Origin of the sequence: Xanthobacter sp. NM-25 (genome assembly GCF_022138605.1) — a bacterium.
Classification (GTDB): Bacteria; Pseudomonadota; Alphaproteobacteria; order Rhizobiales; family Xanthobacteraceae; genus Xanthobacter.
Genome location: NZ_JACBFS010000002.1, coordinates 177384 through 202650 on the forward strand (window position 1 = coordinate 177384; position 25267 = coordinate 202650).

The window sequence follows — 25267 nt, forward strand, 5'->3', positions numbered from 1 at the left end:
CCCCGGACCCCACGCCAACAGATGCGAAACAGGAAGGACCACCCATGGGGGCGCGCAAGAGCTATGGTGAACTCAGCACCGAACTTCACACCCGCTTTCCCGGAGGCATCGCGCCGGGGGGCGTGAGCGTGGACGACATCATTCAGCTGCGGGCGCAGAACACCTTCGACACCCATCTCGACATCGCCCGGGCCATGGCCAAGGTGATGCGGGCGGACATGGCGGCCTATGATGCCGATCCCTCCCGCTTCACCCAGTCGCTGGGCTGCTGGTCTGGCTTCCACGCGCAGCAGATGATCAAGTCGGTGAAGCGCCTGCGCGGCAGCGCCAAGGGCGCCTATGTCTATCTTTCCGGCTGGATGGTGGCGGGCCTGCGCAACCGCTTCGGCCACCTGCCCGACCAGTCCATGCACGAGAAGACCGCCGTGGTGGACCTGATCGAGGAAATCTACATTTCCCTGCGCCAGGCCGACGAAGTGGCGCTCAACGACCTGTTCAAGGTCCTCAAGGCTGCCCGCGCCAAGGGCGATGCCGCCGCCGAGCGCGAAGCCATCGCCGCCATCGACGGCTTCGAAACCCATGTGGTGCCGATCATCGCCGACATCGACGCCGGCTTCGGCAATGAGCACGCCACCTACCTGCTCGCCAAGGAGATGATCAAGGCGGGCGCCTGCTGCCTGCAGATCGAGAACCAGGTGTCCGATGCCAAGCAGTGCGGGCACCAGGACGGCAAGGTGACGGTGCCGCGCGAGGACTTCATCGAGAAGCTCCGCGCCTGCCGTCTCGCCTTCGAGGAACTGGGCGTGCCCGATGGGGTCATCGTCGCCCGCACCGACAGCCTCGGCGCCGGCCTCACCCAGAAGATCCCGGTGAGCCAGCAACCCGGCGACCTCGCCAGCCAGTACACCAAGTGGCTGAAGACCGAGCCCGTCACCCCCACCCATCCGCTGCGCGAGGGCGAACTGGGCCTCATGCAGGATGGCACGCTGGTGCGCCCCGCGCGCCTCGCCAACGGTCTGTTCGCCTTCAAGGACGGATCCGGCCGGGCGCGGGTGATCGAGGACTGCATCGCCGCCCTCACCCTCGGCGGGGCCGACCTCTTGTGGATCGAAACCGACACCCCCAACGTGGCGGACATCGCGAGCATGGTGAAGGAGATCCGCGCCGCCGCGCCCAACGCCAAGCTCGCCTACAACAATTCCCCGTCGTTCAACTGGACCTTGAACATTCGCAGGCAGGTGCGGGCCGAGTGGATCGCCTCCGGCCGGGCCGGTGCGGAGAGCTATCCCGATGGCGCGCTGCTCATGTCCGCCAAGCTGGACGACGACGAGCTGGGCCGGGAAGCGGATGCGCGCCTTGCCCGCTTCCAGGAGGACATCGCCCGGGAGGCCGGCGTGTTCCACAACCTCATCACCCTGCCTACCTTCCACCTCACCGCCAAGAGCATGGACGAGCTGAGCCATGGCTATTTCGGCCCGGACCGCATGAAGGCCTATGTGAACACCGTGCAGCGCGAGGAGATCCGGCGCGGCGTCTCGGCGGTCAAGCACCAGCACGAGGTGGGCTCCGATCTCGGCGATGCCTTCAAGGAAATGGTGGGCGGCGCGCGGGCCCTGAAGGCCGGCGGCGCCGCCAACACCATGAACCAGTTCGCGGCCGAATAGCGGCCCGACGCCCCGAAGCCGCGACCTCCGGCTTCGACCCCCACCGTCCGGGCGCGCGACCCCGGGCGGTGGGGCCCCTTTCAGACATCCGCCCGCACACACCCCGAGGAGGGTTCCCATGAGCGTCGAGTTCAAGGCCGTGGCCGCGCAGGAGCTGCCCGAGCAGGATCGGGCCATCAATCGCGTGGCCGACGCGGTGCACCGCGTGAATGAGGCGATCCAGCGCGCGGTGGCGGCGGGGGTCTCGGTGGAGCTGGTGCGAGTGTCGCGCCACCACGACGGCGCCGGCGCCTGGGGCGACCAGATGATCCCGCTGGTGCGCGCACCGGCAACCTCCGGGGCGGCCTGAGATGCCCGCGCCCGCACCGAGCCGCGCCAGCCCCGCGCCGGCCACCGGCGGCCCCGCCGAGACGGCGTTCGTGGAGATGGTGTTTCCCGACCAGGCCAACCATTACGGCACCCTGTTCGGCGGCAACGCGCTCTCGCTCATGGGCAAGGCGGCGTTCGTCGCCGCCAGCCGCCGGGCCCGTGCGCCGGTGGTCATGGCGAGCGCGGAAAAGACTGAATTCCACGTGCCCGTTCAGGTGGGGGAGATCGTCGAGCTCAATGCCCGCGTCACCCGCATCGGCCGCACCTCCATGACCGTGCTGGTGGAGATGACCGCCGAGGCCCTGCTCTCCGGCGCCCGCCGGCTCGCCGTGCGCGGCGCCTTCGAGATGGTGGCGGTGGACGCCACCGGACGCCCCGTGCCGGTGCCGCACCCCGGCGCCCCCGCCCTTTGCCCCAACACCGAGGATCCAACCCCGTGAAGCAGCATCACGTTCGCACCCACACGTCTGCCGAAAACCTGCCCCGCGCCGAGCAGATCGCCTGGCAGATCGCCGAAGTCGCCACCGATCCCGTGCCGGTGGATGGCGATGTGGTGGAGATGATCGGCAACCGCATCATCGACAATGCGGCGGTGGCCGCCGCCTCCCTCACCCGCCGCCCGGTGGCAAGCGCCCGGGCACAGGCGCTGGCCCATCCCTACCAGCCCGGCGCCACCGTGTTCGGCCTCTCTGCCCACCGGCGCGTCTCGCCCGAATGGGCAGCCTGGGCCAATGGGGTGGCGGTGCGGGAGCTCGATTTCCACGACACCTTCCTCGCCGCCGAATATTCCCACCCCGGCGACAACATCCCGCCGGTGCTGGCCGTGGCCCAGCATTGCGGGCTCGATGGCGCCGCATTGGTGCGCGGCATTGCGACCGGCTACGAGATCCAGGTGGACCTCGTGAAGGGCATGTGCCTGCACGCCCACAAGATCGACCATATCGCCCATCTCGGCCCGTCCGCCGCCGCGGGCATCGGCGCCGCCCTGGGCCTTTCCACCGAGACCGTCTACCAGGCGGTGCAGCAGGCGCTGCATGTGACCACCACCACCCGCCAGTCGCGCAAGGGCGAGATTTCCTCCTGGAAGGCCTATGCCCCCGCCTTCGCCGGCAAGATGGCGGTGGAAGCGGTGGACCGGGTGATGCGCGGCGAAGGCGCCCCCTCCCCCGCCTGGGAAGGCGAGGATGGCTTCATCGCCTGGATGCTGGGCGGTCCGAAGGCGGAATACATCGTGCCGCTGCCGGAGAAAGGCGAAGCCAAGCGCGCCATCATGGACACCTACACCAAGGCGCATTCGGCCGAATACCAGAGCCAGGCGCTGATCGACCTCGCCCGGCGGCTGCGCGACAAGATCAGCGATCTGTCGCAGGTGGAACACATCGTCATCCACACCTCCCACCACACCCATTATGTGATCGGCACCGGCGCCAACGATCCGCAGAAGATGGACCCCAAGGCGAGCCGGGAAACCCTCGACCATTCCATCATGTACATTTTCGCCGTGGCCCTGGAGGACGGCGCCTGGCACCACGCGCGCTCCTATGCGCCGGAGCGGGCCGGCCGGCCTTCCACGGTGGCGCTGTGGCACAAGATCTCCACGGTGGAGGACCCGGTCTGGACCCGCCGCTACCACAGCCCCGATCCGGCGGAGAAGGCGTTCGGCGGCCGCGTGGTGGTGACGCTGAAGGGCGGCCGGGTGATCGAGGACGAGCTGGCCGTGGCCGATGCCCATCCCCTCGGCGCCCATCCCTTCGGCCGCGCCGAATATATCGCCAAGTTCCGCAGCCTCGCCGAGGGCGTCATCGCCCCCGCCGAGCAGGAGCGCTTCCTCGGCACGGTGGAGCGCCTGGCGAAGCTCACGGCCGATGATCTCGGCGGCCTCACCTTCCAGGTGGACCCCGCCCTGCTGGGCGCTGTGCGCCCCACTGGCATCTTCGACTGGCGCGCCCGTCCCGCCCCCGAACTCGCCGTCGTCTCGGCCTGAAGCGGCCATCCCCCTCTCCCCTCGCGGGAGAGGGTCCCTCGCCATCCGCCAAAGCGGCGGGGGAAACTCAAGTCCTTATGTCCCATGGCCACGGCGCCATGCCCATTCGGTCATCCAGGAGGAGCCCATGCCCGAAACCATGTCCGAGGATCAGGCGAGCGCGGCCAAGCCCGCGCCCAAGAAGTCGGTGGCGCTGTCCGGCGTGGTGGCCGGCAACACCGCCCTGTGCACCGTCGGCCGCTCCGGCAACGACCTGCACTACCGTGGCTATGACATTCTCGACGTGGCCGAGACCTGCACCTTCGAGGAGATCGCCCACCTTCTGGTGCACGGCACCCTGCCCACCAGCGCCGAACTCGCCGCCTATCAGGCCAAGCTGAAGGGGCTGCGCGGCCTGCCGGAGGCGGTGCGCCGCAGCCTGGAGCAACTGCCCGCGGCCGCTCACCCCATGGATGTGATGCGCTCCGGCGTCTCCGCGCTCGGCTGCGTGCTGCCGGAGGCGGCCGACCACAACACCCCCGGCGCCCGCGATATCGCCGACCGGTTGATGGCGTCACTCGGCTCCATGCTGCTTTACTGGTATCAATTCTCGCAGAACGGCCGACGCATTGAGGTGGAGACCGACGACGACAGTATCGGCGGCCACTTCCTCCATCTTCTGCACGGGCGGGCGCCGAGCGCGAGCCAAGTGCGGGCCATGCACACCTCGCTGATCCTTTATGCGGAGCACGAGTTCAACGCCTCCACCTTCACCGCCCGCTCCATCGCCGGCACCGGAGCCGATGTCTATTCGGCCATCACCGGCGCTATCGGCGCCCTGCGCGGCCCCAAGCACGGCGGCGCCAATGAGGTGGCCTTCGAGATCCAGAAGCGCTACGCCACGCCCGACGAGGCGGAAGACGACATCCGCCGCCGCGTGGCCGCCAAAGAGGTGGTGATCGGCTTCGGCCATCCGGTCTACACGGTTGCGGACCCGCGCAATGTGGTGATCAAGGAGGTGGCCCGGCGCCTCTCCCTGGAGGCGGGATCGACGAAGATGTTCGACATCGCCAGCCGCATCGAGGCGGTCATGGGCGAGGCCAAGAAGATGTTCCCCAATCTCGACTGGTTCAGCGCCGTCTCCTACCACATGATGGGGGTGCCGACGGCTCTGTTCACCCCGCTGTTCGTCATCGCCCGCACCTCCGGCTGGAGCGCGCACATCATCGAGCAGCGGCTCGATAACAAGATCATCCGCCCCTCGGCCAATTATGTGGGGCCGGAGAAGCAGACGTTCGTGCCGCTGGAAGCGCGGGGCCGCGCGAACGTGCGCGCCGCGTGAGGAGTTGAAGATGCCGTATCTCGTCGCTTCCGACCTGCCCAACGAAGCCGCCGGCGCCCGTTTCCGGGCGTTGGTGGAACAGGGGGGCATCGCGCGCCTGCCCGGCGCCCACAACGGCATGGCCGCGCTCCAGGCGCGCGCCGCCGGCTTCTCCGGCCTCTACCTCTCGGGGGCGGCCATGACCGCTTCCATGGGGCTGCCGGATCTCGGCATCATCACCGTGGACGAAGTGGCCTTCTTCATCCGCCAGATCGCCCGTGCCAGCGGCCTGCCGCTGCTGGTGGATGGCGACACCGGCTATGGCGAGGCGCTCAATGTGATGCACATGGTGCGCACCTTCGAGGAAGCCGGCGCCGGCGCGGTGCACATCGAGGACCAGCTCCTGCCGAAAAAATGCGGCCACCTCAACGACAAGAAGCTGGCTGACGCCCACGACATGGCAGCAAAGGTCGCCGCCGCCGCCAAAGCCCGGCGCCACCTCTACCTCATCGCCCGTACGGACGCCGCGGCGAGCGAAGGCATCGACGGGGCAGTGGCCCGCGCCAAGCTCTATGTGGAGGCCGGCGCCGACGCCATCTTCCCCGAGGCGCTCACCACGCCCGAGATGTTCCGGGCCTTCGCCGCGCGCCTGCCCGGCGTGCCATTGCTCGCCAACATGACCGAATTCGGCCGCACCCCCTTCTTCACCGCTGATGAGTTCGAGGCCATGGGCTATCGCATGGTGATCTGGCCCGTCTCCTCCCTGCGCGTTGCCAACAAGGCGCAGGAGAAGCTCTATGCGACGCTGGCCCGCGACGGTTCCGCCAAGGCCATGGTGGGCGAGATGCAGACCCGGGCGGAACTCTACGACACCATCGGCCTGAAGGATTTCGAGGCCCTCGATGCCTCCATCGTCGCCACCATCGTGCCGCCGGCGGCCGCCCAATAGGCGAACCTCCAGGGGCGCACGACCGCACCTCCCAGCGCCCGCGTCTCGCCGGCCGCCCGCACATCGCGCGGGCGGCCGTTTGCTTTGCGGAGCGCAGGGGCGCCGTCCGAGCGAGATCGCCATTGCCATTTAATAGGATTGTCTGGCAATAAGATTAAAACTCGGGAGAAAACAGATGCGGGATAAGACGGCACTGGTGACAGGCTCCACCGGCGGGCTGGGGCTCGCCATTGGCACGCGGCTGGTGGAAGCCGGCTGCCGGGTGATGCTGCATGGGCTGGAGCCGGCCGCCGCCATGGCCGAACCCTTGGCCCGCCTCAACGCCGCAGGCCCCGGCACGGCCGCCTATCACGCCGGCGACATCGCCGATGCCGCCGGCGTCGCCGACCTCATCGCCGCCACCACCGCCCGCTTCGGCGCCATCGATGTTCTGGTGAACAATGCCGTGGTGCGCCACTTCGCGACGGTGGAGGACTATGACCCGGCGCGCTGGGAAGAGGCGCTGGCGGTCAATCTCTCCGCCCCCTTCCATGCCATCCGCGCGGTGCTGCCGGCCATGCGCGAGCGGGGCTATGGCCGCATCATCAATCTCGGCTCGGTCTACAGCCTGTTCGCCAGCGCCAGCCGCATCGACTACGTGACCACCAAGACCGGCCTGCTCGGCCTCACGCGGGTGGTGGCGCTGGAAGTGGCCGGCACCGACATTTCGTGCAATCTCGTCTGCCCCGGCGCTCTGCCCACACCCACCATGTCGGCGCGCATCGAGACCCTGGCCGCCCAAGAGAGCATCACCCTCGCCGAGGCCACCCGCCGCTTCCTCGCCACCAAGCAGCCGGGCGGGCGCTTCATCGATCCGGCGGCGGTGAGCGGCCTCATCCTGTTCCTGCTGACGCCGGAAGCGCGCGACATCAACGGCGCGGCACTGCCGGTGGATGCCGGCTGGAGCGCCTGCTGAGGTCACCGCGCATTATTGTCGTACAATCAGTTTACAAGAGAGGCCCGCGGTGCCACACTGCGGGTCCAAATCAAAGGGATGGCGGCACGCTGAAGCTGCCGCGACAGGGAGTTCAAGGATGGCCGTGCGCGTCGAGGACAAGGGCAATGGCGTGACCCTGCTGACCCTGGTGGGTCAAAGCGACAGGAACTATCTCGACACCGACGCGCTGCTGGAGCTGGCCGACACCGCCGGCGCCCTCGCCACCCGCCCCGGCCTGCGGGTTCTGGTGGTCACCGGCGCCGGCGACACCTTCTGCGGCGGGCGCAAGGGCAAGACCGGCCTCACCCAGGCCTCGGACGTGGCGGACGATCTCAACGCCATCCTCAAGGTCAACAGCGCGTTCGCCGCCCTGCCGGTACCCACCGTGCTGGCGGTGGAAGGCGCGGCCTTCGGCTGGGGCTTCGGCATGTCGGCCCAGGCGGACTACGTGGTGGCGGCGGCGGACGCGGTGTTCGCCCTGCCGGAAATGTCCCACGGCATGCCGCCGCTGATCGTGCTCTCCTATCTGTTCCGCTTCGTCTCCTACAAGCGCGGCTTCGAGCTCTCCCTCACCAGCCGCGAGATCTCCGCCGCCGATGCCGAGCGGTACGGTATTATTACCGAGGTGGTGCCTAAGGGCGCGACCCTCGCCGCGGCCATGAAGGTGGCCGATTTCATCGCCGCCCAGGATGCCAAGTCCATCTCCCTGCTGCGCAAGTTCGGCCGCGAGGCGGCCCAGCTCGCCGATCCCACGCGCAGCGAATATGCGGTCTCGCTCATGAGCGTGCTGCTGGCCGAGCGGGCCCTGGCGGCCCAGCAGAACCCCAACGCGACGCAGCACTAGGCAGCCGGCCATGGCGCTCCGCCTCATCCCCCCTCCGGCGCAGGAGCCTTGCCCATGCGGGTGCTGGTGACCGGCGGCTCCGGCTTCCTCGGCAGCCATGTGGCGGCGGCGCTCGCCGCCACCGGGCACGCGCCCCTGAGCTTCGACATGGCGCCGCCCGGCCCGGAGGCGAAAGCCATCCTCGGCGACGCCATCGTGCCCCACGCGGCCGGCCAGATCACCGATCTCGCCCGGCTGATGGATGTGTGTCGCGCCGAGGCCATCGAGGCCATCGTCCACAGTGCCGGCATGGTGGGACTGGACACCTCCCTCGCGCAGCCGGCCGCTACCTATGCCACCAATGTCATGGGTCTGGTGAATGTGTGTGAAGTGGCCCGCCAGCTGGATCTGAAGCGCCTCGTGCACCTCTCCAGCAACGCCGCCTATCACGGTGGCGATGGGCGGCCGCTGCGCGAAAGCGATCCCGTCTTTTCGGTGGCCCAGGCCAATCCGGCGGCCCATTACGGCACCTCGAAAATGGCGGGGGAGGCCATCGCCCTCGCCTATGCGGATTTCCACGGCCTTGATCTCCTGGTGCTGCGCATCACCGCCGTCTACGGCTTCGGCATGCGCACCCCCATGTTCATCAAGCCCATGGTGGAGCAGTCGGTTCTCGGCCGGCCCGTGCGCTTCGCCACCGGCGGGCCCATGAAGCGCGATTACACCTATGTGCCCGATTGCGCGGCGGCCATCGTCAACGCCCTCGCCATCGCGCCCCTGGCCGAAGGTGCGCAGCGGGTGTTCAACGTCTCCGCCGGTGCCGCCCGCGCGGCGTCGGAAGTGGCGCAGATCGTGCGCCACTTGGTGCCCGGCGCCGACATCGAAATCGGCGACACACTCACCCCCCTCGAGGCGGTGAACGCCCGCATGCGGGCGAGCCTCGACATTTCCGCCGCTGCCACGGCGCTGAACTGGCGTCCGGCCTTCAGCCTTGAGCAGGGCATCGCCGATTATGCCGCCCGTTTCCGTGCCAGCATCGCCGCGCCGGAGGTCGTTTCATGAGCGCCTCGCCCTATACCGTCTACGCCCTCCAATATGCGAGCCGCGCCGGCCGGCGGGCCGACAATTTCATCGGCGGCGACCCGCACGACGGGCCCATGCCGCTCGCGTATTATGTCTGGGCGGTGATGGGCCCCGAGCGCACCTTCGTGGTGGATACCGGCTTCACCGCCGAGGTGGCGGCACGGCGCCAACGCGACTTCCTGCGCTGCCCGGTGGAGGCCCTGCGCCTTGTCGGCATCGCCCCGGAAGAGGTCACCGACGTCATCCTCACCCACCTGCATTATGACCACGTGGGCAATTTCGACCGGTTCCCGAAGGCCACTTTTCACCTGCAGGAAGCCGAGATGCACTATGCGGTGGGCCGCTATATGCGCTACCAAAAGTTGCGGCATTCCTATGAGGTGGAGGACGTGGTGGGCATGGTGCGGGCCAATTACGCCGGCCGGGTGCGCTTCTACAACGGCCCGGCGGAGCTTGCCCCGGGCGTCGACATCCAGCCGGCGCCGGGCCATTCGGCCGGCCTTCAGTTCGTGCGCGTCGCCACCCGGCGCGGCACCGTGGTGCTCGCCTCCGATGTCTCCCATTTTTATGAGAACATGGAGCGGGAGAAGCCTTACGTCACCGCCTTCCACGTGGGGGGCATGCTGGAGGGGTTCGATCTGCTCCGCGCCGCCGCCCCCTCGCCCGACCACATCATTCCCGGGCACGACCCGCTGGTGATGCAGCTTTATCCGGCACCGCGGCCGGAGCTCGCCGGCATCGTCGCGCAGCTCGACGTGCCGCCCCGCAGATAGAGGCGCCGGCCCCGGCCGGTTCAGGACAGCTTGAGGACAGGACCCATGACCACGCCAGCCAGCCTTACGGCCATGCACCAGGCGGCATCGCTCAAGAAGCAGGTCATCGACGCGCTGCGGACCGCCATTCTCGACGGCCGCTTCCAATCGGGCGACCGGCTGATCGAGCGAGAGATCTGCGAGATGTTCCAGGTCAGCCGCACGCTTCTGCGCGAGGCCCTGAGCCAGCTCGCGGCCGAAGGGGTGGTGCAGATCATCCCCCATCGCGGGCCCATCGTGGCGGTTTATTCGGTGGAGGATGCCCGCGCCATCTATGAGTTGCGCGCCACCCTGGAGGAGATGGCCGGCCGCTGCTTCGCCGAGCGGGCCAGCGCCGCCGAGCTGAAGGCCCTTGAAAACGCCTTCGCCGCCCTCAAGCGCGCCTGCCGGGGCAAGCCGGACAAGGACTTCCTCGCCATGAAGGCGAGCTTCTACACCGCCCTCACCGCCGGCGCGCACAATCCCGTGTTGGAGGACATGCTGCGCATGATCCACTGGCGGGTCACCATGCTGCGCGCCCACACCCTCTCCCAGCCCGGCCGCCTCTCCAAGAGCATGGAGGAGATCGGCGCGGTGATGGACGCCCTGAGCCGGCGCGATGCCGAAGCGGCGGGCCTCGCCTGCCGCCGCCATGTGACCAACGCCGCCGCCATCGCCACCGCCATCCTCACCGCCCAAGCGGAAGAAAAGGCGGAAGAAAAGGCTGCCGTGAAGGGCGCCGCCAAAACGACATCGACCACCGCCGCCAAGGCCCGAGGCGGCGCACGGCTCGCCCGGGTCTAGGCCGCCCGCAATCCCGCATCGGCGGCGGAGGTCCGAGCCCCCGTCGCCGGCCCGCGCGGCATCCCGCGCCGCATTTCACCGCACCGCCTGGATCATCCCGATCCCGGATCGCGCGCGCATGCCTGCACGCCGAAGTGCCGGCCGCAACAAGAACAACTGGAGGAAGCCATGTCCGCCCCGTCCATTCCCGCCCTCAACCAGATCCGCACCGGTGTGCGCGGCGCGCCGCTGGTGGTGCTGGTCCATGCGGTGGGTCTCGATCTCACCTATTGGGATCGCCAGATCGAGGCGCTGGCGGAGCGCTTCGACGTCATCGCCTACGACCTTGCCGGCCATGGCGCCTCGGCGCGGTCGGAGCTGCCCCTGTCGTTCGCGGCGGCGGCCGCCGATCTCGCGGCGGTCATTACCGGGGCCGAGGCGGGCCCTGCCTGCGTGGTGGGGCTTTCGGTGGGCGGCATGATCGCCCAGAGCCTCGCCGCCACCCGCCCTGAGCTGGTGCGCGCCCTCGTCCTCATCGACACCGTGAGCACCTTTTCCGATGCCGGACGCGCCGCGGTGCGCGGCCGGGGCGACATGGTGCGCGCGGAGGGCATGGACGCCATCCTCGCTCCCACGCTGGAGCGCTGGTTCACCCCCGCCTTCGCCGCCCGCCGACCGGATGTGCTCGACCGCGTTGCCAAGACCCTACGCGCCGCCGACCCGCAGGTGCACGCCGCCATGTGGCAGATGATATCCACCCTCGACGTGGCGCCGCATCTGCCCGCCTTCGCCATGCCCACCCTGGTGATGGTGGGGGCGCTCGATCCCACCACGCCGGTGGCGGCGGCCGAGGCCATCGCCGCGGGCATTCCCGGCGCCCGGCTCGAGATCCTGCCCGAGGTCTCGCACATTTCCACGGTGGAAGCCCCGGCGCTGGTGAACCGGCACCTCATCACCTTCCTCGAAACCGTCTGAGGCCACTTCTCGCCCTCGGGAGGACCCGGCATGGACCACGCGACGTTCGACCCCACGCAGCCCCTCGGCCTCATCGGCCTCGGCGCCATGGGCGGCCCGCTCGCGCGGCGCCTGCTGGCGGCCGGGCAGCCGCTGGTGATCCACACGCGGCAGCCGGCGGCGGCGGCGCCGTTCGAAGCGCTGGGCGCCCAATGGGTCGAGAGCCCGTCGGCCGTCGCCAGCCGCGCCCGCACCGCGCTCACCGTGCTGCCGAGTCCCCGGGAGGTGGAAGCGGTGGTGTTCGGTCCCTCCGGCCTGGCGGAGGGCTTCACCGCCGGCGCCACGCTCATCGACATGACCACCGGCGCGCCATCGGCCACACGGGCCCTCGGCGCCCGCCTTGCCGAGCGTGGCGTGACACTGCTCGATGCCCCCGTCAGCGGCGGCCCGAAGGGCGCGGCGAGCGGCAAGCTCGCCGTGTGGGTGAGCGGAGACGAAGCTGCCTTCACCGCCCACGCTCCCCTATTCGCGCGCCTGGGCGACCGGGTGATGTATCTCGGCGCGCTCGGCGCCGCCACCACCGCCAAGCTCGCCCACAATTGCGCGAACTACGGCATCCAGATGGTGCTGGCGGAGGTGTTCACCATTGGCGTGAAGGCCGGCCTGCCGCCGGAGACCCTGTTCGCCGCCCTGCGCCAGGGCTCGCTGGGGCGGCAGAACATCGTCGATCGGCTGGCCGATCAGTTCCTGCCGGGGGATTTCGACCAGGTGGCGTTCGCCCTCGACCTCGCCTTCAAGGACGTGTCGCTCGCCGCCGACCTCGCCCGCGAAGCCGGCGTGCCGGCCCGTATGGCGCAGATGACCCTCGCCGACATGACCGAGGCCCGCAACCGGGGCTGGGGACAGAAGGACTCCCGCGTCGCCATGCGGGTGCAGGAAGAGCGCGCCGGCGTCGACATCCAGGTGCCGCGCGAGACCCTCGCGCGGATCCTAGAGAACGATAAATAAAGGGTTTTTCTCTCAGCGCGAAGATCGACCTGGAATCTCTTCCGGCGGTTGACATCCAAACATATCAGATTATTGTCGTACAATCATATGAGATGCGCGGACCGCCAAATGGTCCTGTGGCAGCCAAGCCAGAACAAGCATCACCACACGGGAGGAAAAGATGGCGCGTTTTTCGCGAATCCTGGTTGCTGGCCTGCTGGGCCTTGCGGCCTTGCCGACCACGGCCCGGGCCGCCGAGCTGGAAAAGCCGAGCATCTCCATCGCCGTCGGCGGCTCCATCAGCCAGATGAACAAGATCGCCTATTTCGTCGCGCTCAATAAGAAGTTCTTCGAGGATGAAGGCCTGAAGGTGAATTCCACCGCCTTCAACTCCGGCACCGCGGCGCTGCAGGCAGTGGTGGCCGGCGGGGCGGATGTGGGTGAAGGCGCCTTCGAGCACATGCTGCGCCTGCAGTCCAAGGGCGTGGACCTCACCTGCATCACGGTGTTCGGCCGCTATCCCGGCAATGTGCTGGCCGTGCGCAGTTCCAAGGCGGACAGCATCAAGAGCGTGGCCGATCTCAAGGGTAAGAAGATCGGCATCTCGGCACCCGGCGCCTCCACCCAGAATTTCGTCGCCCAATTGCTGCAGCGGGCCGGCGTGAGCTGGAAGGATGCCAGCTACATTTCCATCGGCACCGGGGCGAGCGCGGTGGCGGCCATCCGCACCGGCACCGAGCTCGACGCCATCGTCAATCTCGACCCCGCCATCACTTCGCTCACCGACGCCAAGGAAGTGGTGGTTCTGGTGGACAGCCGCAATGCGGAAGGTTCCCAGATCGCCTTCGGCGGCCCCTACCTCGCCGATTGCCTTTACGCCAAGACCGACTTCGTCAAGGACAATCCCAAGACCGCACAGGCGGTGTCCAACGCGCTGGTGCGGGCCATGCAATGGCTGAAGACCGCCAGCGTCGACGACATCATCGCCGCCATTCCGGCCGATTACTACAAGGGCGACGAGGAACTCTATCGCAAGTCGCTGGAGCAGAACATCTCGGCCTTCACCTGGGACGGCATCGTCACCCCCGAGGCGGCGCAGAACGTGCTGAACACCATCTCGGTGATGGACCCCGGCCTGAAGTCCGCCAACCTCGACATTCCGCGCACCTACAACAACACCCTGGTCGAAAACGCCCTGAAAAAATACGGGCCGAAGAAGTAAAGCGCGCGACGCTTGAAGCAACGCCTGACCGGAATGGCCGGCGCGGATGCTCCCGCGCCGGGCCCCACCGGAGCCTGACCCCAGCGGAGCCTGACATCATGACCCTCGCGACCCATCCGGGCGCCCACCCGGGCGCCTTGCGACCCGCCATGCCCGCCACCGACCACGGCGCCGGCAGCGCCGCAGCCCCGCCGCCGGCGTTGCTGTTCGATCATGTCACCGTGCGCTTCGGCGCCTACACCGCGGTGAGTGATGCGCACCTGCAGGTGGCCGATGGCGAGTTCGTCTCCATCGTCGGCCCCACCGGCTGCGGCAAGTCCACCTTGCTCAATGTGGCGGCGGGCCTGCTGGAGCCCACGGAAGGTGACATCTGCGTCTATGGCCGGTCGCTGGCCGGCCTCAACCGCGCCGCCGGCTACCTGTTCCAGGCGGATGCGCTGATGCCCTGGCGCACCGCTTTGCGCAACGTCATCACCGGCCTTGAATATGCCGGCACCGCCCGCGCCGAAGCGGAGCGGCTGGGCAATGAATGGCTCGCCCGGGTGGGCCTCTCCGGCCATGGGGAGCGCTTTCCCCATGAGATGTCCGGCGGCATGCGCAAGCGCGTCGCGCTGGCCCAGACCCTCATCCGCGATCCCAGGATCGTGCTGATGGACGAACCCTTCAGCGCCCTCGACGTGCAGACCCGCGTACTGATGGAAAACGAGCTGCTGCAGCTGTGGACCACCTATCGCAAGTCGGTGCTGTTCATCACCCACGATCTCGAAGAGGCCATCTCCCTCTCCGACCGGGTGATCATCCTTTCCGCCGGCCCATCCACCCATCCCATCGCCGAGTTCAAGATCGACCTGGAACGCCCGCGTGACGTGGCCGAGATCCGCATGACCCCGCGGTTCGTGGAGCTTTATCACCTCATCTGGGACGCCATGAAAGAAGAGGTCCTGAAAGCCTATGAGCGAAATCAGCGCAAACTTGCGGACTGACGCCATGATCGCCAATTCCGCCCTCGCCAAATCCGCTCCCTCCCGCCCGGCGCGCCGCCCCCGGCGCAAGGGCATGCCCGGCCCGCTGGTGATGACCACCCTGCAGGCGGGCCTGCTGCTGGTGCTGCTGGCCGCCTGGTATGTGCTCGTCAGCGCCAAGATCTTCCCGGTCTTCTTCTTCGGAAATCCGGTTCAGGTGTTCGAGCAGATCTTCACCTGGTTCGCCACCGGCGAGATTTTCGTCCACCTCGCCACCACCCTCATCGAGACCCTGCTGGCCTTCGTCATCGGCGTGCTGAGCGGCATTGGAGCCGGCCTGTGGCTGGGCCTGTCACCGCTGACGGCGGCCCTGTTCGATCCGTATATCAAGGCGCTCAACGCCATGCCGCGGGTCATCCTCGGCCCCATCTTCATCGTTTGGTTCGGGCTCGGCATCGGCTCCAAGGTCGCGCTGGGCGTCACGCTGGTCTTCTTCGTGGTGTTCTTCAACGTCTTCCAGGGGGTGCGGGAAGTAAACCCGGTCATCCTCGCCAATGCCCGCATGCTCGGCGCCAATCGCCGGCAGCTGCTCAGCACCGTCTACATTCCCTCGGCGCTCAGCTGGGTGTTCTCCAGCCTGCACATGTCGGTGGGCATGGCATTCGTGGGTGCCGTGGTGGGCGAATATCTCGGCTCGGCGCGGGGCGTCGGCTACCTGATCCTGCAGGCGGAAGCCACCTTCGACGTCAACGCCGTGTTCGCCGGCATCATCGTCTTGACCGCCTTCGCGCTGGTGCTCGACTTCGCGGTCACGGTGATCGAGAAGCGCCTCATCGTCGGCAAGCCCAAGTAGAGCCTCTTCAGAACTTCATCGCACCCATTATTTCAAGGACACGACGATGACGGAACAGAACGATCCGCGCCCGCTGCTGGAAAAGGGCATGGGCATCCGCCGCGAGGTGCTGGGCGCCGCCCATGTGGAGCGCTCCATGGCCAATGTGGACGGGTTCTCCCGCCCGCTGCAGGAACTGGTGACCGAATATTGCTGGGGCGCCATCTGGGGCCGGCCGGGCCTGGAACGCAAGGTGCGCAGCCTGCTCAACATCGCCATGCTCTCCGCCCTCAACCGCCCGCACGAGCTGAAGCTGCACGTGCGCGGCGCCCTCACCAACGGGGTGACGCGCGAGGAGATCCAGGAGGCGGTGCTGCAGATCGGCATCTATTGCGGCGTGCCGGTGGCGCTGGAAACCTCCCGCATCGCCCAGGAGGTGTTCAAGGATCTGGATGCGCAGGCGGCCGGCGGCTGACCCCCTCCCCTGACGACAACGGGCCGCCCGGTCATGCCGGGCGGCCCGTTCTATTTGGACGAAGGGCCCGCGTCAGGCCGGAAAGCCGAACAGGCGCGCCGGATTCTCCACCAGGATCTTGACCCGCTCCGCCTCGCTCAGGGTGTAGCTGTAGAGCAGTTCCAGCAGGTCCGCGTCATTGGGGGGCTGCTTCACCGACACGGGATGGGGCCAGTCGCTGCCCCAGATCACCCGGTCGGGCGCGGCCTCGATATAGGTGCGGGCCAGCGGGATCATGTCGGCCCACGGCGGCCCCGCCTTCGAGGTCTTCTCCCCCAGCGACAGCATCACATAGAAATTGCCGCGGGTGAGCAGGTCCAACACCTTCTGACAGGAGGGATCCTCCCGCCCCTTGGTGAGGTCGGGGCGGCCCATGTGGTCGATCACCACCGGCACCTCCAGCGCCTCGAACGGGGTGACCTGGGCCGCGACGCCCGCCGCCTCCGGCTGGATCTTCACATACCAGCCCAGCGCCTTCACCTGCTCCAGGGCGCGCTTGAACTCCGCATCCGACAGGCTCACGCCCAGCCCCTGACGGGAAAAGCGGGCTCCGCGAATACCGGCGGCGTGGAGATCCGCCAGGTCTTCATCGCTCGCCGAGGCGAACACCGCCGCATTGGCACAGCCGCGATAATTGGGGCCGGCGACCTTCAGCGCATCCACCACCACCCGGTGGTCGGCGCCATAGGTGGTGGCCTGCACGATCACGCCCCGGGTGAAGCCCAGAGCCTTGTGCATGCGCAGCCCCGCCTCGATGGTCGCGCTCGGCATCTCATAAACCGCCCCTTCCCGCACCGGGTAAATCGCGGGGTCGCCGAACACGTGGAACTGGCTGTCGCAGGCGTTGGCCGGCGGTAGCAGTGCCGGCGTGCGGGGATTGGGGTCGAAGGGGAAATACTGGGGCACCTGGGGCCTCCCTGAAGAAAGTACCGCGCCTCAGGCGCCGATCACCGCGAGAAAATCGAGCTGGATGAGCATGCCGGCGCCGAGCGCCTCGGCCTGGATGGCCTGGCGCGCCGGGCGATCTTCCGCATGGGGGAACATGGCGAGCCATTCCGCATTGAGCGGCGCGCGCTGGCTGCGATCCACCATCCAAACAGTGACCTTCACAATGTCATCCACGGTACCGCCGCCGGCCTCGACGATGGCCCGCATGTGCTTGAACATGAAGGCGCATTGCTCTTCCAGGGTCGGCGCCACCTTGCCGGTGGCGGGATCGAGCCCATAGACAATGCCGGAGGTGAGGATGTTGCCCACCCGGCAAGCCACCGGAATGGGATTGGCGTGGCCGAAGGCGTCCAGATAGATGGATGTGCGTTTTGCCATGGCAGCCTCACGCGAAATGGCAGGTCACCGAGCCGAGCGGCCCGAGATCGGCATGGATGGTGTCGCCCTTGCGGATATCCACGGGGCGGATGAAGGAGCCCGCCAGCACCACGTGCCCGGCCTCCAGGGTGACGCCATGGGGCGCGAGACGGTTGGCGAGCCAGGCGATGCCTTGGGCCGGATGGTTGAGCACACCGGCGGAGACGCCAGTCTCCTCGATCTCGCCGTTGCGATAGAGCAGGCCCGCCACCCAGCGCAGGTCCACGTCGAGCGGCCGCACCGGGCGCCCGCCGGTGACGATGCCGCAATTGGCAGCGTTGTCGGCGATGGTGTCACGCACGGTACGGGTGGCACCGGTCTGAGGGTCCACCCGCTCGATGCGGGCATCGAGGATCTCGATGGCCGGCACCACGAAATCGGTGGCGTTGAGCACGTCATAAATGGTGCAACCGACGCCCGGCAACGCGCGCTTCAGCACGAAGGCGAGCTCCATCTCCACCCGAGGCTGGATCAGCTGGTCGAACGCGACGGTTCCACCCTCGGGCACGAACATGTCGTCCAGCAGGACGCCATAATCGGGCTCGTTGATCTTTACCGCCATCTGCATGGCCTTGGAGGTGAGGCCGATCTTATGGCCCTTTACCACCCGGCCTTCGGCCGCCTTCAGCGCCATCCAGGCATGCTGGATGGCGTAGGAATCGGCGAGGGTCATCTGCGGCCAGTCAAGGCTCAGCTGGCGGATCTGCACCCGGGTCTTTTCCGCCGTGTTCAGGCGCTGGGCGGCATCGGCCAGGGCCGCGGCGGGCAGGGTCAGAGCGGGCTTGGCGATGCCGAACTTTGCGATGCCGAACTTGGCGATGCTCATGGCCGCACCTCATCCACCACGCCATTGCGCAACACACCGATGCCCGGCACCTCGACTTCCACCACGTCCCCCGGCACGAGCCAGCGCGGCGGATCAAAGCGCACACCGGCGCCGGTGGGCGTGCCGGTCAGCACGATGTCGCCGGGCATGAGGGTGGCGAAGGTGGACAGATAGGCGATGATGGCGTCGAAGGGGAACATCAGCCGCGCCGTGGTGTCGTGCTGGCGCACCTCGCCATTGACCCGCGTGGTCAGCTCCAATTCGGAGAAGGGATCGAGCGCATCGGCGGTGACGATCCAGGGGCCGATCGCGCCGGAGCGATCGAAATTCTTGCCCTGGGTCACGTTGAACTTGCCGTGGCGCAGCCAGTCGCGCACCGTGCCTTCATTGGCCAAAGTGAGGCCGAAGATGTGTTTTGCCGCATCCTCCCGCGCGATGTGGCGCCCCGCCTTGCCGACAACGAAGGCGATCTCGCCCTCGTAATCGAGCTGGGTGGAAACGAAGGGCCGCTCCACAGGCTGATCGTGGCCGACGAAAGAGGTGGCGCAACGGCAGAACAGGCTCGGATACTTGGGCGCATCCGACCCGTCCCTGTATTCGGCATTGCGATCGGCGTAATTCACGCCGATGCACCAGATTTTCTGCGGCGCGATCACCGGCGGCAGCAGATCCACATCGGCCAGGGCGAAGTCCGGGGCCGCATCGGCCACCACGGCCGGCGCGGCGGCGAGCCCATCACCGGCGATGAAGGCGAGCAGCGTGGGGAAGGACGGGAGCCGGGAGGACAGATCGATCACCCGATCATCCACGACGGCGCCATAGCCGGGCACGCCGGCCTTCAGATAGCTTGCGAGTTTCATGTCGGATCCTTTTGCCAAGGGGCTGCGCCGGAGGCAGCGGGCGGCAACTGGCGCGGCGCGCGTCAGGATTTCGGGGTCTGGGCAATGGCCGTCAGGGTCACCACCTCGCCCAGGGTCGCGTAGTTCGGACCGCCCAGGCGGCAGATGGGGTTGAGCTCCAGCGTATCGATCTTGCCGTTGCGGGCGAGGCCGTCGCGCACGTGGAACATCAGCACCTCGCCGACGATCAGCCGCGAGCGGGTCTCGCCGAACTCGATGCAGCTGCGGAAGCGGCATTCCATCGCCACCGGAGGCGCGGCGAGGCGCGGCGGCGCCACCTTCTCGCTGGCGATGGTCTCAAGCCCCAGAACCTCCGCCTCGCTCACGTCCGGCGGATATTCCACGGCGCTGCCATGGACCGCCTCGATGAGGGGCTGGTCGGCGATATGGACCACATATTCTTCGGAACGCAGGATATTCTGCGCGGTGTCCTTATACACACCGGCCTTGTGGCCGATGCTGACCGCCACCATGGGCGGCTTGGGGGACACGAAGGTGAACGCGCTGAACGGCGCGACATTGACAGAGCCGGTGGCCGACAAGGTGGTGATCCAGGCGATGGGCCGCGGCACCACCATTCCGGTCAACAGCTTGTACGCTTCCTCCGCTCCGAGCTCTTCTGGCCGGATTTGCATGGTAAGACCCGTAGGCAGGTTCATTATGCCCTTTCGCTTAAGGCGCGCACCCGCCGCGCGGCAAGCCCGCCCCGCCGGAATTTCCATCATATGAAAAAGCGATAAGCTCCCCAGCGTCACGCACCCCGTCATTCCACCGGTCCCCGCGAAAATCTCCGCGCGGATTTCCACGATGTGGAAATTCAACCGAGGGACCGTTGTCGCCCTCGAGACGAGCCCGTATCTCGAAGCCAAAACGAGCAAACTCGCATCGCGACGCGGGGCGCCACGGCGACCCCTCCGCGACCCAAGGGAGGAAGACCATGTTCCAACATCTGTTGCGCGCCGGCGCCGTGCTGGGCCTTGCCGCCGCGTTGATCAGCCCCGCCGCCGCCCAGGCCTGGCCCGACAAGACCGTGCGCCTGGTGGTGCCCTATCCGCCCGGCGGCAATGTGGACAGCGCCGCGCGCATCGTCGCCGCCAAGCTGCAGGAGCAGTTCGGCAAGCCGTTCGTGGTGGAAAACAAGCCCGGTGCCGGCGGCATGATCGCCGGCGAGACGGTGGCCCGCGCGGCGCCCGATGGCTACACCCTGTTCGTCGCCGCCAACGGCCCGCTGATCTTCAGCCCCATCATCTTCGGCCGCACCCCCTACCAGTGGCAGAAGGACTTCGAGCCCATCAGCTCCATCTCCTTCACGCCGCTGGTGCTGCAGGTGAACCCGGCGGTGGCGGCGAAGACGGCGCAGGACTTCCTTGCCCTCGCCAAGACCGCCAATCCGCCGCTCATCATGGCCTCGCCCGGCGCCGGCACCACCAACCACCTTACCAGCGAGCTGCTGCAGCAGCTGAGCGGCGCCAAGTGGACCACCGTACACTACAAGGGCAACGCCCCCGCCACCACGGACGTTCTGGCCGGCCGCGCCCAGTTCAACTTCGATCAGATCTCGGTGGCCCTGCCCTATGTGAAGGAGGGCAAGACCCGCGCCCTCGCCGTCACTTCGGCGCAGCGCCTGCCCCAGCTGCCGGACGTGCCGACCCTTCAGGAAGTCGGCTTTGCCGATTTCGAGGCCTCCACCTTCACCGGCCTGTTCGCCCCCGCCAAGACCCCGAAGCCCGTGGTGGACACCTTGAGCGCCGCGCTGCAGAAGGTCCTCGCCGAGCCGGAGGTGAAGGAGCGCTTCGCGGCCATGGGGGCCGAGGCCCGCGGCATGGCCCCCGACGCCTTCGCCGCCTATGTGGCCAAGGTGGATGCCCGTTGGACGCCGGTCATCAAGCAGGCCAACATCACCGCCAACTGAGGCGGCTCTTCCCGCAAGACCGAAATCCGCCCGGCCGGCACCTGTCTGGCCGGGCGCCTTTTCCTGACACCGACGGACGCGGCACCCCTGCGGCGGCACCGCGCCCCCGCCTTCGCGACGATGGAGGACGCACACAATGATCGCGAACAAGAGGGATGTCCTCGCCGGCCTGATGTTCGTCGGCATCGGCGTCTTTGTCTTCATCTTCGCGCAGGACTACGGCATCGGCACCGCCGCCCATCTCGGGCCGGGCGTTTTCCCCATGCTGCTGTCCGCCCTGCTGACCCTGCTCGGCCTCGCCATCACCGTCGTCGCCCTGCGCGACCACACCCGGACCCACGTCACCCTGTCCTGGCGGCCGCTGCTCGTCATCTCGGCGGCGCTGCTGCTGTTCGGCTTCGGCCTCGACAGCCTCGGCCTGTTCATGGTGGTGGCGCTTCTGGTGGTCATCAGCCGCTTTGCCCGGGCAGGCGAGAACATCATCGAGAGCGTCATCCTGGCGCTGGTGGTGGCTGCCGTCGCGAGCCTCGTCTTCGTCGTCGCCCTGGGCCTGCCGGTCCCCCTGTGGCCCACCTTCTGAGGACCCGCGCCCATGAGCTTCCTCGACAATCTTTCGCTGGGCTTCTCCGTCGCGCTCAGCCTCCACAATCTCGCCTACTGCTTCCTGGGCACGCTGCTCGGTACCGCCATCGGCGTGCTGCCGGGGCTTGGTCCGGTCGCCACCATCTCCATGCTGCTGCCCATCACTTTCGGGCTCGACCCCACGACGGCGCTGATCCTGCTGGCGGGCATCTATTACGGCGCGCAGTACGGTGGCTCCACCACCGCCATCCTGGTCAACCTGCCGGGCGAGACCTCCTCGGTGGTCACCGCCATCGACGGGTACCAGATGGCCCGCCAGGGCCGCGCCCGCGAGGCGCTGATGGTGGCAGCGCTGGGCTCGTTCTTCGCCGGCACCGTGGGCACATTGCTGATCGCCGCTTTTGCCCCGGGCCTGTCAGAGCTTGCTCTGGGCTTCGGCGCGCCGGAATACTTCTCGTTGATGGTGCTCGGCCTCATCGCCGCGGTGGTGCTGGCCCACGGCTCGCTGCTGAAGGCCATCGCCATGGTGGTGCTGGGGTTGGTGCTGGGCCTTGTGGGTACCGACGTGAACAGCGGCGCCCTGCGCTTCACCTTCGGGCTGCCGGACCTGTTCGACGGCATCGATTTCGTGGCGGTGGCCATGGGCCTGTTCGGCATTGCCGAGGTGATCTCCAACCTGGAGCGCGCTGATGCTGCTCGCGGCACCGTCAGCCTCGGCAAGACCGGGGGCTTCTTCCTCTCCCGCGCCGATTTCCGAGCGGCCTGGCCGGCAGCGGTGCGCGGCACCGGCATCGGCGCCATTCTCGGCATCCTGCCCGGCGGCGGCGCCATCCTCGGCTCGTTCGCCAGCTACATGCTGGAAAAGCGCATCGCCCGGGATCCAAGCCGCTTCGGTAAGGGCGCCATCGAGGGTGTCGCCGGCCCGGAATCCGCCAACAACGCGGGGGCCCAGACCTCCTTCATTCCCATGCTCACCCTGGGCCTGCCCTCCAATGCGGTGATGGCCATGATGATCGGCGCGCTGATCATCCACAACATCCAGCCCGGACCGCAGGTCATGACCTCCAATCCGACGCTGTTCTGGGGCCTCATCGCCTCCATGTGGATCGGCAATGCGTTGCTGGTGATCTTGAACCTGCCGCTGATCGGGGTCTGGGTGAGCATGCTGAAGATCCCTTATCGCATGCTCTATCCGGCCATCCTGGTGCTGTGCGCCATCGGCGTCTATTCGGTCAGCAACTCCACCGCGCTCATCTATGTGATGACCATCTTCGGCATCGCCGGCTATGTGCTGATGAAGCTGCAGTGCGAGCCCGCGCCATTGCTGCTCGGCTTCGTGCTCGGCCCCATGATGGAGGAGAACCTGCGGCGGGCGCTCACCATGTCGCAGGGCAATGCGGCGGTGTTCTTCACCCAGCCGGTGTCCCTCATCCTGCTGCTGGTGGCGGCCGCCTTGCTGGTGGTGATGGCGGTGCCCCGGGCCGCCAAGGTGCGCGGCGAGGCGTTCGAGGAAGAGGCATCCTGACATTCCCCGCGGCGGGGCGCCTCCCGCGTCAGCCGCGGGGCCTTGGCCGATCGGCCTTGGCGCTGTCCTGCAGGGCGCTGGAGAGCTCCGCCGCCGCCCGCTGGAACGAGCTGACGAGCCCCGCGATACGGCTCACCGGAAGCCGCTGGCGGATGGTGATGGTGCTCACCGCCGCCACCGGATTGCCTGCGAGATCAAAGACCGGAAAGGCGAGCGCACGGGTCGAGCGGACGATGGCGGGATCGGCATAGACATAGCCGGCCTCCCGCGACTTCACGAGCCGCGCCGTCAGCGCCTCCAGCGTCACCTGATAGGGCGCGAAACGGGGGGCGTTGGCTTTGAGAATGGCGCTCGCCTTGGCTGGTGGCAGCGCCGACAGGATGGCCATGCCGCCCACGCTCACCCCGAGCGGGCGCCGCGAGCCCACGCCGATGGACAGCACCTGCACCGGATAGGCCCCGATCCGCCGATCGGCGCAGACGGAATCGTAGCCACTGCGCACGGTGAGGAAGATGGCGTCGCCCACCTCCTGCGACAGGCGCGTGAGAATGGGCTCGGCCACCTCGGTGAGGCCCGGACGGGCGCGGGTGGAGAGGCCCAGCAGCGCCACTTCCGCGCCGATCACATAGCGCCGGCCCGAGGGCAGGCGCTCCACCGCGCCCTCCTCCATCAGCACCTGCAGCATGCGATAGACGGTGGGGGGCGGCAGGCCGATATCCTCGGCGATCTCTGTGAGCCGCAGGCCACCGGAGCCATTGTTCGCGAGCAGCCGCAGCACCGCGAAAGCGCGATGGATGCTGCGCGCGCCGGTCACCGTATTGTTGGGGGCACGGCCGGCGTTGCGCGGCTCGCGCTCCACCCCGCCGGGCGTGTGGGCGACCGCCCTGTGGGCGCTGCGTTCTTCCATGATATGGAAGTTGCCGTGATCCGCCCTTGTCCGCAAGGGGCCGAACGCCGATACCGCCAGCAAAAGCGTCAGGAGGGAGAGAACCATGGATCTGCCGGTCAACAGCTTCAAGCACGCGATCGCCGCCGGGCGACCCCAGATCGGTCTGTGGTGCACCCTCTCCAACGCCTATGCGGCCGAGATCGTCGCCGGTTCCGGCTTCGACTGGCTGCTGCTGGATACCGAGCATTCCCCCAACGAGATCGACACGGTGCTCGGGCAATTGCAGGCGGTGGGCGCCTACCCCACCACGCCCATCGTGCGGCCGGCCTGGAACGACCCGGTGCTCATCAAACGGTTCCTGGACATCGGGGCGCAGACGCTGCTGCTGCCCTATATCCAGAGCGTCAGCGAAGCCGAGCGTGCGGTGGCCTCCATGCGCTATCCGCCGCATGGCTTCCGTGGCGTGGGCGGAACCACCCGGGCCACCCGTTTCGGGCGCGTGAAAGACTATGCCGCCCGCTGCGAGAGCGAGCTCTGCCTGCTGCTGCAGGTGGAGACCAAGACGGCGCTGGACCAGTTGGAGTCCATCGCCGGCGTGGAAGGGGTGGACGGCATCTTCATCGGCCCGGCCGATCTGTCCGCAAGCCTGGGTTTCGGCGGCAATGCCAGCCATCCGGAGGTGGTGAAAGTGGTGGGCGATGCCCTCCGGCGCATCCGCGCCACCGGCCGCGCCGCCGGTGTGCTGGCCACCGACCCGGCGCTCGTGGACCACTATCTGGAATGCGGCGCCACCTTCGTCGCGGTCGGTGTCGACATGGGCATTCTGGCCCGCGAAACCACCCAGCTGGCGGCCCGCTTCAAGCGCTAGCGCATCCCAGCCTCGCACCGCAGCCAGCACCCGCCGGCCACCACATCCTTGCGATCGCGCGGCCCCGCGTCGAGATGGCTCGCCACGGCGCCTTCGGTGTTGGGGCCCGTCCTGCCCAGCGGCGCCATGGCGCCCTCTACCGTCCATGACCCCGATGCGGTGGAACACAGGCCACGGGGCTCCGCTCCGTACAGCGCAGGATCCTGAG

Annotated in this window: 27 protein-coding genes; 21 read left to right on the forward strand and 6 right to left on the reverse strand. The window is 68.0% G+C overall.

The annotated features are described in order from the left end of the window. The first annotated feature begins 44 nt into the window (after positions 1 to 44). The 17 genes from MEU52_RS06595 to MEU52_RS06675 all read left to right on the forward strand — a co-directional run bounded on the left by MEU52_RS06595 (position 45) and on the right by MEU52_RS06675 (position 16154). Positions 45 to 1664: an isocitrate lyase gene (locus tag MEU52_RS06595; protein ID WP_273546102.1), complete on the forward strand. Its 1620-nt coding sequence runs from the start codon at positions 45 to 47 to the stop codon at positions 1662 to 1664. Positions 1665 to 1782: 118 nt separating this feature from the next. Further along, positions 1783 to 2013: a hypothetical protein gene (locus MEU52_RS06600; RefSeq protein ID WP_238120746.1), complete on the forward strand. Its 231-nt coding sequence runs from the start codon at positions 1783 to 1785 to the stop codon at positions 2011 to 2013. A 1-nt stretch (position 2014) separates the two neighbouring features. Continuing rightward, positions 2015 to 2473 (forward strand): acyl-CoA thioesterase, encoded by a 459-nt coding sequence (locus MEU52_RS06605; protein ID WP_238120745.1) that lies wholly within the window; start codon positions 2015 to 2017, stop codon positions 2471 to 2473. Continuing rightward, a complete protein-coding gene (locus tag MEU52_RS06610) occupies positions 2470 to 4017 on the forward strand; it encodes an MmgE/PrpD family protein (protein WP_238120744.1) in 1548 nt (515 codons plus the stop codon). The genes MEU52_RS06605 and MEU52_RS06610 overlap by 4 nt, the downstream gene beginning before the upstream one ends. A 127-nt stretch (positions 4018 to 4144) precedes the next feature. Further along, positions 4145 to 5338: a bifunctional 2-methylcitrate synthase/citrate synthase gene (gene prpC, locus MEU52_RS06615; RefSeq protein WP_337927100.1), complete on the forward strand. Its 1194-nt coding sequence runs from the start codon at positions 4145 to 4147 to the stop codon at positions 5336 to 5338. 10 nt (positions 5339 to 5348) lie between these two features. Beyond that, positions 5349 to 6266 carry a methylisocitrate lyase gene (gene prpB / locus MEU52_RS06620; RefSeq protein ID WP_238120743.1) on the forward strand — a complete coding sequence of 306 codons (918 nt, stop codon included), beginning with the start codon at positions 5349 to 5351 and terminating at the stop codon, positions 6264 to 6266. 175 nt (positions 6267 to 6441) lie between these two features. After that, a complete protein-coding gene (locus MEU52_RS06625) occupies positions 6442 to 7221 on the forward strand; it encodes an SDR family NAD(P)-dependent oxidoreductase (protein WP_238120742.1) in 780 nt (259 codons plus the stop codon). A gap of 118 nt (positions 7222 to 7339) precedes the next feature. Next, entirely contained in the window at positions 7340 to 8086 is a 747-nt protein-coding gene (locus MEU52_RS06630) for an enoyl-CoA hydratase/isomerase family protein (RefSeq protein WP_238120741.1), read from the forward strand. 54 nt (positions 8087 to 8140) lie between these two features. Then, complete coding sequence (locus tag MEU52_RS06635) at positions 8141 to 9127, forward strand: NAD-dependent epimerase/dehydratase family protein (protein ID WP_238120740.1); 987 nt, start codon at positions 8141 to 8143, stop codon at positions 9125 to 9127. Beyond that, positions 9124 to 9921, forward strand: a complete 798-nt coding sequence (locus MEU52_RS06640) for an N-acyl homoserine lactonase family protein (protein WP_238120739.1) — start codon at positions 9124 to 9126, stop codon at positions 9919 to 9921. The genes MEU52_RS06635 and MEU52_RS06640 overlap by 4 nt, the downstream gene beginning before the upstream one ends. A gap of 45 nt (positions 9922 to 9966) precedes the next feature. Beyond that, positions 9967 to 10743, forward strand: coding sequence for a GntR family transcriptional regulator (locus MEU52_RS06645; RefSeq protein WP_238120738.1), 777 nt, complete (start codon positions 9967 to 9969; stop codon positions 10741 to 10743). 168 nt (positions 10744 to 10911) lie between these two features. Beyond that, positions 10912 to 11697, forward strand: coding sequence for an alpha/beta fold hydrolase (locus MEU52_RS06650; RefSeq protein WP_238120737.1), 786 nt, complete (start codon positions 10912 to 10914; stop codon positions 11695 to 11697). Positions 11698 to 11727: 30 nt separating this feature from the next. Further along, on the forward strand, positions 11728 to 12684 hold the full coding sequence (locus MEU52_RS06655) for an NAD(P)-dependent oxidoreductase (RefSeq protein ID WP_238120736.1): 957 nt from the start codon (positions 11728 to 11730) through the stop codon (positions 12682 to 12684). Between the two features lie 160 nt (positions 12685 to 12844). After that, a complete protein-coding gene (locus MEU52_RS06660) occupies positions 12845 to 13885 on the forward strand; it encodes an ABC transporter substrate-binding protein (protein ID WP_238120735.1) in 1041 nt (346 codons plus the stop codon). A gap of 149 nt (positions 13886 to 14034) precedes the next feature. Beyond that, a complete protein-coding gene (locus MEU52_RS06665) occupies positions 14035 to 14868 on the forward strand; it encodes an ABC transporter ATP-binding protein (RefSeq protein WP_443266372.1) in 834 nt (277 codons plus the stop codon). A 73-nt stretch (positions 14869 to 14941) separates the two neighbouring features. Next, complete coding sequence (locus MEU52_RS06670) at positions 14942 to 15700, forward strand: ABC transporter permease (RefSeq protein ID WP_443266375.1); 759 nt, start codon at positions 14942 to 14944, stop codon at positions 15698 to 15700. A gap of 46 nt (positions 15701 to 15746) precedes the next feature. After that, the gene (locus tag MEU52_RS06675) at positions 15747 to 16154 is read left to right on the forward strand and encodes a carboxymuconolactone decarboxylase family protein (RefSeq protein ID WP_238120733.1); all 408 of its coding nucleotides are present in this window, start codon (positions 15747 to 15749) and stop codon (positions 16152 to 16154) included. Positions 16155 to 16226: 72 nt separating this feature from the next. Here MEU52_RS06675 and MEU52_RS06680 read toward each other — a convergent pair whose 3' ends face one another. The 5 genes from MEU52_RS06680 to MEU52_RS06700 form a co-directional block, all read right to left on the reverse strand. Continuing rightward, the gene (locus MEU52_RS06680; protein ID WP_238120732.1) at positions 16227 to 17099 is read right to left on the reverse strand and encodes an amidohydrolase family protein; all 873 of its coding nucleotides are present in this window, start codon (positions 17097 to 17099) and stop codon (positions 16227 to 16229) included. 30 nt (positions 17100 to 17129) lie between these two features. Then, positions 17130 to 17519: a RidA family protein gene (locus MEU52_RS06685; protein WP_238120731.1), complete on the reverse strand. Its 390-nt coding sequence runs from the start codon at positions 17517 to 17519 to the stop codon at positions 17130 to 17132. Positions 17520 to 17526: 7 nt separating this feature from the next. Continuing rightward, positions 17527 to 18384 carry a 2-oxo-hept-4-ene-1,7-dioate hydratase gene (gene hpaH, locus MEU52_RS06690; RefSeq protein ID WP_443266119.1) on the reverse strand — a complete coding sequence of 286 codons (858 nt, stop codon included), beginning with the start codon at positions 18382 to 18384 and terminating at the stop codon, positions 17527 to 17529. Then, entirely contained in the window at positions 18381 to 19244 is an 864-nt protein-coding gene (locus tag MEU52_RS06695) for a fumarylacetoacetate hydrolase family protein (protein WP_238120730.1), read from the reverse strand. The genes hpaH and MEU52_RS06695 overlap by 4 nt, the downstream gene beginning before the upstream one ends. A 62-nt stretch (positions 19245 to 19306) precedes the next feature. After that, entirely contained in the window at positions 19307 to 19918 is a 612-nt protein-coding gene (locus MEU52_RS06700; RefSeq protein ID WP_238120729.1) for a flavin reductase family protein, read from the reverse strand. A 302-nt stretch (positions 19919 to 20220) separates the two neighbouring features. On the opposite strand from MEU52_RS06700, the gene MEU52_RS06705 reads away from it, so the two are divergent. The 3 genes from MEU52_RS06705 (at position 20221) to MEU52_RS06715 (ending at position 23302) form a co-directional block, all read left to right on the forward strand. Beyond that, on the forward strand, positions 20221 to 21195 hold the full coding sequence (locus MEU52_RS06705; RefSeq protein ID WP_238120728.1) for a Bug family tripartite tricarboxylate transporter substrate binding protein: 975 nt from the start codon (positions 20221 to 20223) through the stop codon (positions 21193 to 21195). Positions 21196 to 21331: 136 nt separating this feature from the next. Then, complete coding sequence (locus tag MEU52_RS06710) at positions 21332 to 21775, forward strand: tripartite tricarboxylate transporter TctB family protein (RefSeq protein ID WP_238120727.1); 444 nt, start codon at positions 21332 to 21334, stop codon at positions 21773 to 21775. Positions 21776 to 21787: 12 nt separating this feature from the next. After that, positions 21788 to 23302, forward strand: coding sequence for a tripartite tricarboxylate transporter permease (locus tag MEU52_RS06715; protein ID WP_238120726.1), 1515 nt, complete (start codon positions 21788 to 21790; stop codon positions 23300 to 23302). A gap of 28 nt (positions 23303 to 23330) precedes the next feature. Here the strand turns inward: MEU52_RS06715 and MEU52_RS06720 are convergent, their stop codons facing one another. Beyond that, positions 23331 to 24296, reverse strand: coding sequence for an IclR family transcriptional regulator (locus tag MEU52_RS06720; RefSeq protein ID WP_238120725.1), 966 nt, complete (start codon positions 24294 to 24296; stop codon positions 23331 to 23333). On the opposite strand from MEU52_RS06720, the gene MEU52_RS06725 reads away from it, so the two are divergent. Beyond that, a complete protein-coding gene (locus MEU52_RS06725) occupies positions 24295 to 25059 on the forward strand; it encodes an aldolase/citrate lyase family protein (protein WP_238120724.1) in 765 nt (254 codons plus the stop codon). The genes MEU52_RS06720 and MEU52_RS06725 overlap by 2 nt on opposite strands. The last annotated feature ends 208 nt before the right edge of the window (positions 25060 to 25267 follow it).